General features: G+C 65.2%; 1 protein-coding gene. It reads right to left on the bottom strand.

Annotated features, from left to right (window positions below; all coding sequences use genetic code 11):
- The coding region (locus tag AC0IYH_RS32065) for a tryptophan 7-halogenase (protein ID WP_471838338.1) at positions 1–264 on the bottom strand (264 nt) is incomplete at both ends.

Below are 264 nucleotides of genomic sequence, written 5' to 3' on the forward strand. Positions count from 1 at the left end.
GGTACCGCCAACGATCGAGCATCTCGTGGAGCGAGTCGGGGATCGACGCGGCGGCGACGTTGTCGCGCCAGAATTCGGTGTCGCGCCGTTCGGAGATGCAATAATGCAGCTTGATGAAGTCCAGCGCGCGTTCGTAGCGGCGGCGCAGGTTCAGGTTGAACTGCCGCGCCGAGGTCTCGTAATCGCCCCCCCAGGGAAACAGGTTGGCGATCATCCCGGCGGACACTTCGGCGAAGGCGATCCCGGTCGCCTCCAGCGGCTCGA

The organism is Pseudomonas sp. AC463 (genome assembly GCF_979253585.1).